Raw genomic sequence first — 14,662 nt, forward strand, 5'->3', positions numbered from 1 at the left:
TGACGCCGCGTAACTGTGATCGCGGTTAACTATTTATCACTATGACAAATATGAATGGATTCTGACATTCTGCATTTATTTTCCGGTGGTGGACTGCAGCTATTGTTCTTACAGACAGGAGCGCCGCGATGACCGCCACCCCGGTACTGGAAATGCGCCATATCGCCAAAGCTTTTGGCAAATTCTACGCGCTGAAGGGCGTCGACCTGACGGTCTGGCCCGGCGAGATCCATGCCCTGATGGGGGAGAACGGCGCCGGAAAAAGCACGCTGATGAAGATCCTCGCCGGCGCCTATACCGCCACCAGCGGCGAGATCCTGATCGACGGAAAACCGCAAACCATCCGCGGCCCCAAGGACGCGCTGGCCGCCGGGATCACATTGATCTACCAGGAGATGCAGCTGGCGCCGAACCTGACCGTCGCGGAAAACATTTTCCTCGGCAGCGAGCTGGCGCGCGGTGGTCTGGTGCAGCGCAAAGCCATGCTCAGCCAGGCGCAGGCGGTGATCGACCGTCTCGGCGCCCAGTTCAAAGCCAGCGACCGGGTGATGACCCTGACCATCGCCGAACAACAGCAGGTGGAGATCGCCCGCGCCCTGCACCGTCAAAGCCGCATTCTGGTGATGGATGAACCCACCGCCGCCCTCTCCTCGCGGGAAACCCAGCGCCTGTTCGAGCTCATCCTGCGCCTGCGCGATGAGGGGATGGCGATCATCTATATCAGCCACCGCATGGCGGAAGTGTATGAGCTCTCCGACCGGGTCAGCGTCCTGCGCGATGGGCAGTATGTCGGCAGCCTGGTGCGCGACAAGCTCAACGCGCCGGAGCTGGTGCGCATGATGGTCGGCCGCCCGCTCAGCGATCTGTTCAATAAAGAACGTGACATTCCCCGCGGCCAGCCGCGCCTGCGGGTCGAGGATCTGACCGATGGCGGCAAGATTAAGCCCAGCAGCCTGGTGGTGCATGCCGGCGAAATCGTCGGCCTCGCCGGGCTGGTCGGCGCCGGGCGTTCCGAACTGGCGCAGCTGATCTTCGGGGTGCGCAAAGCCACCGCCGGGGTGATTGAGATCGACGGCGAGCCGGTGGTGATCCACTCGCCGCGGGAAGCCATCGACCTCGGGATCGGCTTTCTGACCGAAAACCGCAAAGAACAGGGGTTGTTTCTCGAACTGGCAGCCCAGGAAAACATCACCATGGCGACGCTGGAGCGCGACGCGACCTGGGGGATGCTCAACCGCCGGAAGGCGCAAACCATCTCCGATGACGCCATCCAGTTGCTTAACATCCGCGTGCCGCACGCCCAGGTGCGCGCCGGCGGACTGTCCGGCGGCAACCAGCAGAAGCTGTTAATTTCGCGCTGGGTGGCGATTGGCCCGCGCATTCTAATCCTCGATGAACCCACCCGCGGCGTCGACGTCGGCGCGAAAAGCGAAATTTACCGCATCATGAACGACATGGCGCGCCAGGGCGTCGCCATTCTGATGATCTCCAGCGAGCTGCCCGAAGTGGTGGGCATGAGCGACCGGGTCTATGTGATGCGCGAGGGCGTTATCGCCGGCGAGCTACAGGCCGGTGATATTAGCCAGGAAAGTATCATGACGCTGGCCACCGGCGTGACCGATTCTCACCTTAAGGCAGGGCAACTATGAGCATACCGAAAGAGACCTCCGCGCCGGTCGCGAAATCCGCTTCGGCGAAAAAAATGTTGATGGGCGACCTGATGCAGACCGTCGGCATTCTGCCGATCCTCATCCTGATCGTCGCCGTTTTCGGCTTTATCGCCCCCAACTTTTTCACGGAAAGCAATCTGCTGAATATCACCCGCCAGGCCTCGATCAACATTGTGCTGGCGGCGGGAATGACCTTCATCATCCTCACCGGCGGCATTGACCTTTCCGTCGGCTCCATCCTTGGCACCACCGCAGTGGCCGCGATGGTGGTGTCGCTGATCCCGGCGTTTGCGTTGCTGTCGATTCCGGCGGCGCTGATGCTCGGCCTGCTGCTCGGCCTGTTCAACGGCGCGCTGGTCGCCTTCGCCGGGCTACCGCCGTTTATCGTCACCCTCGGCACCTACACGGCGCTGCGCGGCGCCGCCTATCTGCTGGCCGACGGCACCACGGTGATCAACTCCGATATCAGCTTCGAGTGGATCGGCAATGACTACCTCGGCCCAGTGCCCTGGCTGGTAGTCATCGCCCTGGCGGTGATCGCGGTGTGCTGGTTTATCCTGCGCCGCACCACCCTTGGGGTGCATATCTACGCGGTGGGCGGCAACATGCAGGCGGCGCGGCTGACCGGCATCAAAGTCTGGCTGGTGCTGCTGTTTGTCTATGGCATGAGCGGCCTGCTCTCCGGCCTTGGCGGGGTGATGAGCGCTTCGCGGCTGTACAGCGCCAACGGCAACCTCGGCGTCGGCTACGAGCTGGACGCCATCGCCGCGGTCATTCTCGGCGGCACCAGCTTCGTCGGCGGTATCGGCACCATCACCGGTACGCTGGTGGGGGCGCTAATTATCGCCACCCTCAATAACGGCATGACCCTGATGGGGGTCTCCTACTTCTGGCAACTGGTGATCAAAGGGGCGGTGATCATCATTGCGGTGCTGATCGACAAATACCGTACCCGGCATCATCAAAGTGCATAACAACAACATCTTACCTGCGAGGAAAAGCGAATGCGTTTAAAACCGATAGTCACCGCGCTGTGTGCTGGCGCGCTGCTGGCCGCCTCCCCTTTTGCGTCGGCCAAAGAGCTGAAAGCGATTGGCGTGACGGTGGGCGACCTTGCCAACCCGTTCTTTGTACAGATCACCAAAGGGGCGGAGCTGGAGGCCCGCAAGCTGGCGGGGGATAACGTCAAAGTGACGCTGGTCTCCAGCGGCTACGATCTGGGCCAGCAGGTGGCGCAGATCGATAACTTTATCGCCGCCAAAGTCGATATGATCATCCTCAACGCCGCCGATTCGAAAGGCATTGGCCCGGCGGTGAAGCGGGCCAAAGAGGCCGGGATCGTGGTGGTGGCGGTTGACGTCGCCGCCGAAGGGGCCGACGCCACCATCACCTCCGATAACACCCAGGCGGGCGAGCTGGCCTGTAAATACATTAGCGACCGCCTGAACAACAAAGGCAACGTGGTGATCATCAACGGGCCGCCGGTCTCCGCCGTACAAAACCGCGTCGAAGGCTGCGAAACGGAGTTCAAAAAACACCCGGACATTAAAATCCTCTCCGCCAACCAGAACGCCAAAGGCAGCCGGGAAGGCGGCCTGGAGGTGATGACCTCCCTGCTGGCGGCCAATCCGAAGATTGACGGCGTGTTCGCGATCAACGATCCGACGGCGATTGGTGCCGATCTGGCAGCGAAACAGGCGCAGCGCAGCGAGTTCTTCATCGTCGGCGTCGACGGCAGCCCGGACGGCGAAGAGGCGCTGAAGCGTAAGAACTCGCTGTTCGTCGCCACCCCAGCGCAGGACCCACAGGTGATGGCGGCGAAGGCGGTGGAGATTGGCTACGACATCCTGCAGGGCAAACCTGCGCCGACCGCGCCGGTACTGATCCCGGTGACGATGATCGACAAAAATAACGTCAGCTCTTACAAAGGCTGGACCGTGAAATAAGCGCAACCAGGCGCACAATCGTTCCGCCGATTGTGCGCTACGCTTAACGAATATGACGGCGCGGAGTAGCGATCATGGAACGGAAAGGCATTATTGCCGCAGGCAACATGCTGGTCGATCATGTCCACCAGATCAGGCAGTGGCCGGAGCGCGGCTGGCTGGTGGAAATTGTCCATAGCGAACGCGCCACCGGCGGCGCGCCGCTGAATGTCCTGCTGACCCTGGCCAAAATGCACGCCGGGCTGCCGCTGCAGGCGGTCGGCCTGATTGGCGAGGATAACGATGGCGACTACATCACCGCCATGCTCGATCAGTACCATATCAATCGCCAGCTCGTACAGCGCACCAGCTCCGCCCCCACCTCGATGACCCAGGTGATGACCGACGCCGAAGGCCAGCGCACTTTCTTTCACTCTCCCGGCGCCAACCGCCTGCTTGATCTCCCGGCTTTTGAGCCGCTGGATGCGCCGCTGAAAATTTTCCATCTCGGCTATCTGCTGCTGCTCGAAAGCCTCGATCGCCCCGATGAAGTGTACGGCACCCGCAGCGCGCGACTGCTGGCGCAGATGCGCGAGCGAGGCTATGAGGTGTCCCTCGATCTGGTGTCGCGCAAGGGCGACCCGCGCTACCGGCCGCTGGTCCTGCCGGCGCTGAAGCATCTTGACTACCTGACCATCAATGAACTGGAAGCCAGCGAGTTTAGCGGGCTGGAGATTCGTCTACCCAACGGCGAGCCGCACGTCGCCAATATCGCCCGCGCCGCCAGCGCATTGCTTGACGCCGGCGTACGCCAGCGGGTAGTGATCCATTGTCCGGAGGGGGCATGGGGCGTCTCCCGTACCGAAGCCGGGCGCTGGGTACCGTCATGGCGGCTACCGCCGGAGGAGATTATCGGCAGCGTCGGCGCGGGGGACGCCTTCTGCGCCGGTCTGCTGTATGGCAGTCACGAACGCTGGCCGTTAACCGCCAGTCTGCAGCTGGCTCACGCTTGCGCCCGCGCCAGCCTGCAGGCCGCCAATGCGATCGACGGCGCCAAAACGCTCCCTGAGCTGCAGGCGTTTATACAATTGCAGAATGGTTAGATCGAGTAGATCCCGCTATCAGGGCGATGCCACAGGAGAACGGCGTGTCATGGCGAGAAAAGGGATACGGTTTATTCAAATCACGCCTGTTTTACGCTGAGTTCAACAAGGGCGGGCCAGGTAACTAACTGCGCCACTCGGCCAGCACCTTTTCCAGTTTATCTAATGACTCAGCGCGTTTTATCGCTGGCATCTGATGAATATTGCGCAATTTCCACTGCACGGCAGGCAAATCCTGAATACGCATTTCCGGCGCTAAACGCCAGTCTGGTTCGCCTCGTTTAAATGACAGTAAAAAATCGACATCCTGTTGTGTGATACAGGATTTTAACGCAGCAATCATCCTGTTGGGGACTGCTGTCAGTTCCTCCAGGGCTATCGTCTCAAATGTCATCCCGCTGAATTCACGGTAAAAAGGTTCAGCAATATCTTTCCAGCGAGGATTCAGCACTTCAGCCAGAGGCCGATTATGGCTCAGTAAATACACGATAAACCCATTGAAAATGGGACGGTCAAGCTCCTGCGCATCAAGAAGTAATTTCACGTCATAAAAATCTCTGGGATGCTGGCGATCCAGCGCCGCGCATAATTTTCCACCGTAGAGGTCAGGCAACGAAACCACTGGAAGGCTGGCATAGCCAAAAACGTCCTCTACCGCCCCCACCACTTCTCGCTCCTGTGGTGGATATAATGTTCCCCGGGCGACCGGTGAAACCTCTATCTTTATTTGCGCGCTATCGGTAGTAACAATGACACGCATCTCATCTGAACGATTAGCTTGTAATACAGCGCTCATACCTGCCTGTTGTTGCAGATTGGCGGCAATACGTGCAAGCGCATCCCGTATATGAGGTAAAGCGATGGCTCTGCTTTCCAGGGGCACCCAGGCGAGGTCGATATCCACCGATAATCGAGGGAAATCGCGGATAAAGAGATTGATGGCAGTGCCACCTTTCAGCGCAAATTCCCGTTCGACAGCAACATAGGGTAAAACCTGCATTAGCAGAGCAACCTACCGATAATAAGGCGCCTGTATATCCATATTTTTTATTCCTTTTGAAAGCGTTCAGGCACTGTGATTTGGTATTGAGCATTGAACTTTCCATTTTCCACGATTTGCCGCTTGCCCGCTCCCAGATCGATTTTTTGGCTATCGATTCGTTTGAGCCAGCCATGCTCGTAAAAACTGGCGAAGAAGAGATACAAACGCTTGGCCTGCACGGACTGGCTGACGGAAAGAAGATACTCTACTTTACGAGGATTAAGATTAACCAGCCCCTGGAAAAGCTCTGCAGCGTGGTTAAATGAGAGGGTCCCCGGCACCGCGCTCAGCAACTCGTAAGCAGCCAGTTCTGGCGCACTGCCGATGAGTTTTTTCCCTTTTATATCAAGCGTTACACGGTATCTATCATCCAGCACCGGCAGTTTTTTCCCCGATATGACTATCCACTCCACACCCGGGAATTCCCTGAACCATTTCGGCAGCAGCGCTTTATTTTCCACACTAAGCCAGCACTGGTTTTGTTTTAGCTGTAGATAGTGTGAACGGCCCTGCCAGACTAAGCTACTGAGCCCCGCAACATACACCGGAGCGGCAAGCTGATTTTGCAAACATGCTAATGCATCGTTCCACTCCGGCTCACGTCCCGCACGCGCATATACGCCGTTGCCTCTTTTTTTTAACCAGCCACTTTGCGCGTATTTAAAGGCCAGAGAGGGAGAGATGGCATGCTGGCTTAACCAGGACTGAAGGATCACATCTCCGGGAGCGCTGTTTTGCAGCAGCCAGTTTAATTTTGTTGCCATAGATTAACCCAGAGTGTCACTTTAATAAAAAAAGTAAACTCCCTGCGCCAAATAAAGTCAACAGCGGGTTGGCAGCAAACCCGCCCTACGCCGCCTTCTCGCTGTGGGTCACGTCGGCGGAAAAGACATAGCCCAGACCGCGCAGGGTTTTAATCAACGTCGGCTGATGCGGGTTGAGCTCAATTTTGCGCCGCAGGCGCATGATCAGCACATCGATGGTCCGGTCGAATACCTCGGTGCTTTCATTATGAGTCAGCGCCAGCAGCTGTTCGCGATTCAATACCCGGCGCGCGTTCTGCGCCAGCGCCAGCAGCAGGCCATATTCTCCCTGGGTCAGCGGGATCGCCTGCTGCTGCGGGTTATACAGTTCACAGCGCGTGGTATCCAGCCGCCAGCCGTTAAACGTCAGGCCAGCACCGGCGCCCGACGCCTCGCCGGCCAGCGCCCCGCTGCGTCGCAGTACCGCTTTCACCCGGGCGACCACCACCCGCGAGCTGAACGGTTTGGCGATGTAATCATCGGCGCCCATCTCCAGACCCACCACCACATCAGACTCACTGCCCAGACCGGAGAGCATCACCACCGGCAGCTCAGGCCGCGTGCGCTGCAGCTGCTGGAGCACCTGCAGGCCATGGGTATCCGGCAGGATCATATCCAGTAAGACCAGCGCGATATCCGCCCGCTGCGCCACCGTCGTCAGCGCGTCGTTGCCGGTCTGGTTGACAAGCACTTCAAACGCGTGCGCGCCGAGCACATCGCTAAGCAGCTCGCCCATCGCCCTGTCATCATCCACCACTAAAATGACTGGTTTCATTTTTGCCTCTGCCCGCCGGGAATTAGTGTCAGTCTGATCGATTCTGCAAGCCTGCGCCGACAAATTCCTCTCCCGGTGACATTTTTTCAAGCGCCGTCACATCTCCAGGGTATCGACACGTCAAATCTGTCGACAGGCTGTTTTTCGTCAGCATTCCGCCCAAAAAACCCGCGTATCATCAAGGAATACCCACAATGAAAATATGGCATAGAAGATGCATAGTGACGGCGCGATAGCGCAAACGCGCCCATTGAATAACTGGAGCAAGACCGATGAAAAAAGTCGTCACGGTTTGCCCGTATTGCGCATCAGGTTGCAAAATCAACCTGGTGGTCGATAACGGCAAAATCGTTCGGGCTGAAGCGGCGCAGGGGAAAACCAACCAGGGAACCCTGTGCCTGAAGGGCTATTATGGCTGGGACTTCATTAACGATACCCAGATCCTAACGCCGCGCCTGAAAACCCCCATGATCCGCCGTCAACGCGGCGGCAAGCTGGAAGCCGTCTCCTGGGACGAGGCGCTGGATTACGTCGCCACCCGCCTCAGCGCCATTAAAGCCAAATATGGCCCGGATGCGATCCAAACCACCGGCTCCTCCCGCGGCACCGGTAATGAAACCAACTATGTGATGCAAAAATTCGCGCGCGCCGTTATTGGTACCAATAACGTCGACTGTTGCGCTCGCGTCTGACACGGCCCTTCGGTTGCAGGTCTGCACCAGTCGGTCGGTAACGGCGCCATGAGTAATGCCATCACGGAGATTGATAACACCGATCTGGTGTTTATCTTCGGTTACAACCCGGCGGATTCCCACCCTATCGTGGCGAATCACGTCATTAACGCTAAACGCAACGGGGCGAAAATTATCGTCTGCGACCCGCGCAAAATTGAAACCGCGCGCATCGCCGATATGCACATTGCGCTGAAGAACGGCTCGAACATCGCGCTGCTCAACGCCATTGGCCACGTGATTATTGAAGAGGATCTGTACGATAAATCCTTCGTCGCCAGCCGTTCCGAAGGCTTCGAGGAGTATCGCAAAATCGTTGAAGGCTATACGCCGGAGTCGGTGGAGGAGATCACCGGGGTCAGCGCCCAGGAGATCCGCGCCTGCGCCCGGATGTATGCCAGCGCCAAATCCGCCGCCATCCTGTGGGGCATGGGCGTCACCCAGTTCTACCAGGGCGTGGAGACGGTGCGGTCGCTGACCAGCCTCGCGATCCTCACCGGCAACCTCGGCAAGCCGAGCGTCGGCGTCAACCCGGTACGCGGCCAGAACAACGTTCAGGGCGCCTGCGATATGGGTGCGCTACCGGATACCTATCCGGGCTATCAGTACGTCAAGTTCCCGGAGAACCGCGAAAAATTCGCCAAAGCCTGGGGCGTGGAAAGCCTGCCTGCGCATACCGGCTATCGCATCAGCGAATTGCCGCACCGCGCGGCGCACGGTGAAGTGCGGGCGGCGTACATTATGGGTGAGGATCCGCTGCAGACCGACGCCGAACTCTCGGCGGTCCGCAAAGCGTTCGACGATCTGGAACTGGTTATCGTCCAGGACATTTTCATGACCAAAACCGCCTCCGCGGCTGACGTCATCCTGCCGTCCACCTCGTGGGGCGAGCACGAAGGCGTGTATACCGCAGCGGACCGCGGCTTCCAGCGCTTCTTTAAAGCGGTGGAGCCGAAGTGGGACCTGAAAACCGACTGGCAGATCATCAGCGAAATCGCCACCCGGATGGGCTATCCGATGCATTACAACAACACCCAGGAGATCTGGGACGAGTTGCGGCATCTGTGCCCGGACTTCTACGGCGCCACCTACGAGAAAATGGGTGAGCTCGGCTATGTCATGTGGCCGTGCCGCGATGAGTCCGACGCCGATCAGGGAACGTCGTATCTGTTTAAAGAGAAGTTCGATACCCCGAACGGACTGGCGCAGTTCTTCACCTGCGACTGGGTCGCGCCGATCGATAAGCTTACCGATGAGTACCCGATGGTATTGTCGACGGTGCGCGAGGTCGGCCATTACTCGTGCCGTTCAATGACCGGTAACTGCGCGGCGCTGGCGGCGCTGGCGGATGAACCAGGCTATGCGCAAATCAACACCGCCGACGCCGAACGGCTAGGCATCGAAGATGAAGAGCTGGTATGGGTCAATTCGCGTAAGGGGCGCATCATCACCCGCGCGCAGGTCAGCGATCGGCCGAATAAAGGCGCGGTGTACATGACCTACCAGTGGTGGATCGGCGCCTGTAACGAACTGGTCTCAGAGAACCTGAGTCCGATAACCAAAACGCCGGAGTACAAGTACTGCGCGGTCAACGTTGAGCGGATTGCCGATCAGCGCGCCGCGGAACAGTACGTGATCGACGAGTACAACAAGCTGAAATCCCGCCTGCGCGAAAGCGCGATGGGTTAAGGTTCGGCGGTCTGACCCGGCTCGCGCGATGCGTAGGCCGGGTCAGGTGCAGCCGCCACCCGGCACATAAACGGCTCCGTGTCCGCAGTCTGCCGCCCGGCGGCGCTGCGCTTGCGCGGGCCTACGGCTGGCAGGAGCATCTCCATCCGTAGGCCGGGTCAGGCGCAGCCGCCACCCGGCACATAAACGGCTCCGTGTCCGCAGTCTGTCGCCCGGCGGCGCTGCGCTTGCGCGGGCCTACGGTTGGCAGGCGCATCTCCATCCGTAGGCCGGGTCAGGTGCAGCCGCCACCCGGCACATAAACGGCTCCGTGTCCACAGTCTGTCGCCCGGCGCCGCTACGCTTGCGCGGGCCTACGGTCAGGTAACGCAAATCGGCCCTACCTACCGATACCCGCCATTTTCTTCTTTTTCGCCTCCCTTTATACTGCGCGCTATGTTCCTTACTGATAATAAATACAAATGAAATACCTCTTTTTATTTCTACTGGTTTTCACCAGCGGCGCAGCGGTGGCCACCGAACCTGGCAGTCAGTATCAACAGCAGGCCGAAGCCGGCGATCGACGCGCGCAATATTACCTTGCCGATACCTGGGTCAGCTCCGGCGATTATCAAAAAGCCGAATACTGGGCGCAGAAGGCGGCCGCCCAGGGCGATGGCGATGCGCTGGCGCTGCTGGCGCAGCTCAAAATCCGTAACCCCCAACAGGCGGACTATCCGCAGGCCCGCCAGCTGGCGGAAAAAGCCGTCGAGGCCGGCAGTAAATCCGGAGAGATCGTCCTCGCGCGGGTGCTGGTCAACCGTCAGGCTGGCGCCACCGACGTAGCGCACGCCATCACGCTGCTGCAGGATGCTGCCCGGGATAGCGAAAGCGATGCGGCGGTAGATGCCCAGATGCTGCTGGGGCTGATCTACGCCAGCGGCGTACACGGCCCGGAGGATGATGTGAAAGCAAGTGAATACTTCAAAGGCAGTTCATCACTTTCCCGCACCGGCTATGCCGAATACTGGGCCGGGATGATGTTCCAGCAGGGAGAGAAAGGCTTTATCGAACCGAATAAGCAGAAGGCGCTGCACTGGCTCAACGTCAGTTGCCTGGAGGGGTTTGATACCGGCTGCGAAGAGTTTGACCGGATCAGTAAAGGATAAGAAAAAGCCCGGCGCTATCGCGCCGGGCTTTGTGTTTTATTGGGCGGTTTTATCAAACTTGCCCAGCACTTCGCGTTCATAGGCCAGCGCTTTTTTGCGATCGAACTTATGCTCCCACTTGGCGATAACCAGCACCGCCAGCGCATTACCCACCACGTTCAGCGCGGTACGCGCCATATCGAGGATACGGTCGACGCCGGCAATAAAGGCAAGCCCTTCCAGCGGGATCCCGACGCTACCCAGGGTGGCCAGCAGCACCACGAAGGAGACGCCCGGCACGCCGGCGATCCCTTTCGAGGTCACCATCAGGGTCAGCACCAGGGTAATCTCCTGCCAGATAGAGAGGTCAATACCGTACAGCTGGGCGATAAAGATCGCCGCGATGCTCTGATACAGCGTTGAACCATCGAGGTTGAAGGAGTAACCGGTCGGCACCACAAAGCTGGTGATCGACGCCGGCGCGCCGTAGGCTTCCATCTTCTCAATAATGCGCGGCAGTACGCTCTCCGAACTGGCGGTAGAATAAGCCAGAATCAGCTCATCTTTCAGGATGCGGATCAGGATCCAGATGCTCAGACCACACAGGCGCGCGACAATCCCCAGCACCACCAGCGCGAAGAACAGGATCGCAAAGTAAACCAGCAACACTAGCTTGGCCAGCGGCCACAGCGAGGCGAAACCGAAGGTGGCGACGGTTACCGAAATCAGGGCGAATACCCCGACCGGCGCATAGCGCATCACCATATGGGTGACTTTAAACATGGTCTCGGAGATAGAGCGGAAGACCGTCACCAGCGGCTCACGGTGGGTCGCCGGCAGCGAGGAGAGCCCCAGGCCAAACAGCACCGAGAAGAAGATAATCGGCAGCATATCGCCTTTCGCCATCGATGCCACGATATTGGTCGGCACCAGCGACAGGATGGTGCCCATCAGGCCGTGCGCATGGCTCTGCACTTCGGCGGTGGTGTTCTGATATTTCGAAATATCAACTGCCGCCAGCTGCGACATATCAATGCCCGTCCCCGGCTGGAAGACGTTGGCCAGGGTGATACCCAGCACAATCGCCACCGTGGTGATCACTTCGAAATAGATAATGGTTTTGGCACCGATCCGCCCTAACTGTTTGGCGTCACCCACGCCGGCAATCCCGACCACCAGGGTCGAAATGACAATCGGGACCACGATCATTTTAATCAGATGGATAAAGATATCGCCCGCCGGCGTCAGCAAATTGCTAATTAACCAATCGCGACTTTCAGCGTGGTAATGCAGATAACTGCCCAGAAGGATACCCAGCACCAGGGCTAGCAAAATTTGCCAGGCCAGACTGACTTTTTTTGTTTTCTTCACTACTGACTTCCTCAATGAAAGGCACCATTCCTTTTCGTCATGGTACCCACTGCAGGGGGTATGAATTGTGTTGCGTTGCTTTGTGGGGTTATTTAACGCGCAATATCAGTATCATTTGCACGGCATGCTGCGCAAGCCTTTAAGAACAGGGCTTTCCTCTGCTTTTATGCATAAAGCAGCGAATTTCCCCCAGTTATATTGCATAAGTATTTGTAATAAAAAAATTTTCACAGCTTCCGTTTCTATAAATTCATTTGCGTAATTATTTCGCTTCAAAGTTTCATTTGATGAAATTTCACCCAGTTTAATCATTGCGTGATCTGCCCCCCAATTAACAAACAAAGCTGTCAAAACCCCTACTCTTAACGTTTGTTTGACATATATTTAACAAGTTCAAAGGAGAAAAAAAGCCATGAGCCAAATTCACAAACACCCTATTCCCGCTAATATTGCGGAACGTTGCCTGATTAACCCGGATCAGTACAAGGCGCAGTACCAACAATCCATAACCGACCCTGATACATTTTGGGGCGAGCAGGGCAAGATCCTTGACTGGATGCGGCCCTATACCCGTGTAAAGAACACCTCCTTCGCACCGGGTAATATTTCCATCAAATGGTATGAAGATGGCACCCTGAACCTCGCCGCTAACTGTCTCGACCGCCACCTCGCCGAACGCGGCGATCAAACCGCCATCATCTGGGAAGGCGACGACGCCAGCCAAAGCAAGCACATCACCTACCGTGAACTGCATGCCGACGTGTGCCGTTTCGCCAATGTGCTGCTCGACCTCGGGATTAAAAAAGGCGACGTGGTCGCTATCTATATGCCGATGGTGCCGGAAGCCGCGGTGGCGATGCTGGCCTGCGCCCGCATCGGGGCAATCCACTCGGTCATTTTCGGCGGCTTCTCGCCGGAGGCGGTGGCCGGACGCATTATCGACTCCAGCTCACGCCTGGTGATCACCGCTGACGAAGGGCTGCGCGCCGGTCGCGCCATCCCGCTGAAGAAAAACGTCGATGACGCGCTGAAAAACCCGAACGTGAAAAGCATTGAGCACGTGGTGGTCCTGAAACGCACCGGCGGCAATATCGACTGGCAGGAAGGCCGCGATCTGTGGTGGAGCGACCTGATTGCGAACGCCAGCGCCGAACACCGGCCCGTCGAAATGAACGCCGAAGATCCGCTGTTCATCCTCTATACCTCCGGCTCCACCGGTAAACCGAAAGGGGTGCTGCACACCACCGGCGGCTATCTGGTCTATGCGGCCACCACCTTTAAATACGTTTTCGACTACCATCCGGGCGATATTTATTGGTGCACCGCCGACGTGGGCTGGGTCACCGGCCATAGCTATCTGCTGTACGGCCCACTGGCCTGCGGCGCCACCACCCTGATGTTCGAAGGGGTGCCGAACTGGCCTACGCCGGCGCGCATGTGCCAGGTCGTCGATAAGCATAAGGTCAGCATTCTCTATACCGCCCCGACGGCTATTCGCGCCCTGATGGCGGAAGGCGACAAAGCTATCGAAGGCACAGACCGCTCCTCGCTGCGCATTCTTGGCTCGGTCGGCGAACCGATTAACCCGGAAGCCTGGGAGTGGTACTGGAAGAAGATCGGTAACGAGAAGTGCCCGGTGATGGACACCTGGTGGCAGACCGAAACCGGCGGCTTTATGATCACTCCGCTGCCGGGCGCGATTGAGCTGAAGGCCGGCTCCGCGACGCGTCCGTTCTTCGGCGTCCAGCCGGTGCTGGTGGATAACGAAGGCCTGCCGCTGGATGGCGCCACCGAGGGCAACCTCGCCATCGCCGACTCCTGGCCCGGCCAGGCGCGTACCCTGTTCGGCGACCATGAGCGCTTTGAGCAAACCTACTTCTCCACCTTCAAAAATATGTACTTTAGCGGCGACGGCGCGCGTCGTGATGAAGATGGCTATTACTGGATCACCGGCCGGGTGGATGACGTCCTGAACGTCTCCGGACACCGTCTGGGGACCGCCGAGATCGAATCGGCGCTGGTGTCGCACCCAAAAATCGCCGAAGCGGCGGTGGTGGGGATCCCGCATAACATCAAAGGCCAGGCCATCTATGCCTACGTGACGCTCAATCACGGCGAAGAACCAACGCCGGAGCTGTATGCCGAAGTGCGTAACTGGGTGCGCAAAGAGATCGGCCCGCTGGCGACGCCGGATGTGCTGCACTGGACCGATTCGCTGCCGAAAACCCGCTCGGGCAAAATCATGCGCCGTATTCTGCGTAAGATTGCCGCAGGCGACACCAGCAACCTCGGCGATACCTCGACCCTCGCCGATCCTGGCGTCGTGGAAAAACTGCTCGAAGAGAAGCAGGCCATTACCATGCCATCGTAAGTAAGGACCGATTCCCTACACCCTCTCCCCTTCCGGGGAGAGGATAAAAATAAGT

At 58.3% G+C, this 14,662-nt stretch carries 12 protein-coding genes; 7 read left to right on the forward strand and 5 right to left on the reverse strand.

What is annotated here, in order from left to right:
- Positions 1-128 precede the first annotated feature (128 nt).
- The 4 genes from OHJ17_RS23575 to OHJ17_RS23590 all read left to right on the forward strand — a co-directional run bounded on the left by OHJ17_RS23575 (position 129) and on the right by OHJ17_RS23590 (position 4,698).
- The gene (locus tag OHJ17_RS23575) at positions 129-1,649 is read left to right on the forward strand and encodes a sugar ABC transporter ATP-binding protein (RefSeq protein WP_002885173.1); all 1,521 of its coding nucleotides are present in this window, start codon (positions 129-131) and stop codon (positions 1,647-1,649) included.
- Entirely contained in the window at positions 1,646-2,644 is a 999-nt protein-coding gene (locus tag OHJ17_RS23580; RefSeq protein ID WP_002885172.1) for an ABC transporter permease subunit, read from the forward strand. The genes OHJ17_RS23575 and OHJ17_RS23580 overlap by 4 nt, the downstream gene beginning before the upstream one ends.
- Positions 2,645-2,674: 30 nt before the next feature.
- Positions 2,675-3,616, forward strand: coding sequence for an ABC transporter substrate-binding protein (locus OHJ17_RS23585; RefSeq protein ID WP_002885156.1), 942 nt, complete (start codon positions 2,675-2,677; stop codon positions 3,614-3,616).
- A gap of 74 nt (positions 3,617-3,690) precedes the next feature.
- Positions 3,691-4,698 carry a carbohydrate kinase family protein gene (locus OHJ17_RS23590; protein WP_015959270.1) on the forward strand — a complete coding sequence of 336 codons (1,008 nt, stop codon included), beginning with the start codon at positions 3,691-3,693 and terminating at the stop codon, positions 4,696-4,698.
- A 124-nt stretch (positions 4,699-4,822) separates the two neighbouring features.
- Here OHJ17_RS23590 and OHJ17_RS23595 read toward each other — a convergent pair whose 3' ends face one another.
- The 3 genes from OHJ17_RS23595 to OHJ17_RS23605 form a co-directional block, all read right to left on the reverse strand.
- Complete coding sequence (locus OHJ17_RS23595) at positions 4,823-5,698, reverse strand: nucleotidyl transferase AbiEii/AbiGii toxin family protein (protein WP_015959269.1); 876 nt, start codon at positions 5,696-5,698, stop codon at positions 4,823-4,825.
- Between the two features lie 47 nt (positions 5,699-5,745).
- Positions 5,746-6,504 carry a type IV toxin-antitoxin system AbiEi family antitoxin gene (locus OHJ17_RS23600; protein ID WP_004177809.1) on the reverse strand — a complete coding sequence of 253 codons (759 nt, stop codon included), beginning with the start codon at positions 6,502-6,504 and terminating at the stop codon, positions 5,746-5,748.
- Positions 6,505-6,589: 85 nt separating this feature from the next.
- Entirely contained in the window at positions 6,590-7,318 is a 729-nt protein-coding gene (locus OHJ17_RS23605; RefSeq protein WP_032413197.1) for a response regulator transcription factor, read from the reverse strand.
- 272 nt (positions 7,319-7,590) lie between these two features.
- On the opposite strand from OHJ17_RS23605, the gene OHJ17_RS23610 reads away from it, so the two are divergent.
- Together OHJ17_RS23610 and OHJ17_RS23615 are read left to right on the forward strand one after the other, a co-directional pair.
- The gene (locus tag OHJ17_RS23610; protein WP_012737173.1) at positions 7,591-9,738 is read left to right on the forward strand and encodes a formate dehydrogenase H subunit alpha, selenocysteine-containing; all 2,148 of its coding nucleotides are present in this window, start codon (positions 7,591-7,593) and stop codon (positions 9,736-9,738) included.
- Between the two features lie 461 nt (positions 9,739-10,199).
- On the forward strand, positions 10,200-10,886 hold the full coding sequence (locus OHJ17_RS23615) for a tetratricopeptide repeat protein (protein WP_004151733.1): 687 nt from the start codon (positions 10,200-10,202) through the stop codon (positions 10,884-10,886).
- Between the two features lie 36 nt (positions 10,887-10,922).
- Here OHJ17_RS23615 and gltP read toward each other — a convergent pair whose 3' ends face one another.
- Positions 10,923-12,236 carry a glutamate/aspartate:proton symporter GltP gene (gltP, locus tag OHJ17_RS23620; protein ID WP_004146659.1) on the reverse strand — a complete coding sequence of 438 codons (1,314 nt, stop codon included), beginning with the start codon at positions 12,234-12,236 and terminating at the stop codon, positions 10,923-10,925.
- A 111-nt stretch (positions 12,237-12,347) separates the two neighbouring features.
- Entirely contained in the window at positions 12,348-12,548 is a 201-nt protein-coding gene (locus OHJ17_RS23625) for a hypothetical protein (RefSeq protein ID WP_004226113.1), read from the reverse strand.
- Between the two features lie 100 nt (positions 12,549-12,648).
- On the opposite strand from OHJ17_RS23625, the gene acs reads away from it, so the two are divergent.
- Positions 12,649-14,607 carry an acetate--CoA ligase gene (acs, locus tag OHJ17_RS23630; protein WP_002885145.1) on the forward strand — a complete coding sequence of 653 codons (1,959 nt, stop codon included), beginning with the start codon at positions 12,649-12,651 and terminating at the stop codon, positions 14,605-14,607.
- Positions 14,608-14,662: the final 55 nt, after the last annotated feature.

This window comes from Klebsiella sp. KP20-425-1, from assembly GCF_025813515.1.
Lineage (GTDB): Bacteria > Pseudomonadota > Gammaproteobacteria > Enterobacterales > Enterobacteriaceae > Klebsiella > Klebsiella pneumoniae.